Genomic DNA, 1060 nt, shown 5'->3' with positions numbered 1-1060 from the left:
GCGGGCACCAGCCGGGGCGGGACCTGTCCGTCGTCGGCCTGTGCCCGGACGCGCTGGCCGCGGGCACCACTCCCCCGGTCACCAACGTCTCGCTCGAACCGCGGGACGTGTCCCGGCGGGCCATGCGCACCCTGTTCCGGCTGCTCGACCGGGACCCCACCGCAGCCGAGCCGGTCGAGCTGATCACGCCGCGCCTCACCCGGCGCCGCACCACACTGCCCGGCTGACCCGCCGGCACCGCATCCGATCAGGAGGGACGCAGCATGGACCAGATCCGCGTGACCGTGTGGGGCGAGAACCGCCACGAGCGCACCGAGGAACACGTCGCGAAGCTCTACCCGGACGGCATGCACGAGACGATCGCCGCCGGCATCCGGGAGCACCTCGGCGACGCCGCGGAGGTCCGGACGGCCACCCTGGACGAGCCCAAGCACGGCCTGACCGAGCAGGTGCTGGCCGGCACCGACGTGCTGACCTGGTGGGGGCACGCCGCCCACGGCGAGGTGGCCGACGAGGTGGTCGAGCGGGTGCACCGGCACGTGCTGTCCGGGATGGGCCTGGTGGTGCTGCACTCCGGGCACTGGTCCAAGATCTTCACCAAGCTCATGGGTACGACGTGCACCCTGCGCTGGCGCAACGAGCACGACCGCGAGCTGATCTGGACCGTCGACCCGACCCACCCGATCGCCCAGGGCGTGCCGCACCCGATCGTGCTCCCCGAGGACGAGATGTACGGCGAGTACTTCGACGTCCCGCCCCCGGACGAGCTCATCTTCATCAGCTCGTTCAGCGGTGGCGAGGTGTTCCGCAGCGGCTGCACGTGGCGCCGCGGGCACGGCCGGATCTTCTATTTCAAGCCCGGCGACCAGGACTACCCGGTCTACCACCACCCGGACATCCGGCGGGTGATCGCCAACGGGGTGCGCTGGGCCCGTACCGACCGGCCCCGGCGGGAGCTGCCCGAGCTGCTGCGCTACGACACCTTCTCGGCGCCCACGCACCCGGGCCCGGCCGCGTGATCCGGGTGCTGCTGGCCGGCGCCGGCGCGATGGGCCAGGCC

General features: G+C 72.7%; 2 protein-coding genes. Both read left to right on the top strand.

The annotated features are described in order from the left end of the window. Positions 1-227, top strand: a 227-nt coding sequence (locus AB0C29_RS50040) for a substrate-binding domain-containing protein (protein ID WP_360835652.1), incomplete at its 5' end; no start/stop codon positions are given. A gap of 36 nt (positions 228-263) precedes the next feature. After that, the gene (locus tag AB0C29_RS50035; protein ID WP_360835650.1) at positions 264-1019 is read left to right on the top strand and encodes a ThuA domain-containing protein; all 756 of its coding nucleotides are present in this window, start codon (positions 264-266) and stop codon (positions 1017-1019) included. Positions 1020-1060 lie beyond the last annotated feature (41 nt).

The sequence above is a fragment of the Actinoplanes sp. NPDC048791 genome, assembly GCF_040650095.1.
Classification (GTDB): Bacteria; Actinomycetota; Actinomycetes; order Mycobacteriales; family Micromonosporaceae; genus Actinoplanes.
Note: the sequence above shows the minus strand (reverse complement) of the source record. Positions and strands in the feature narration are given on the sequence as shown.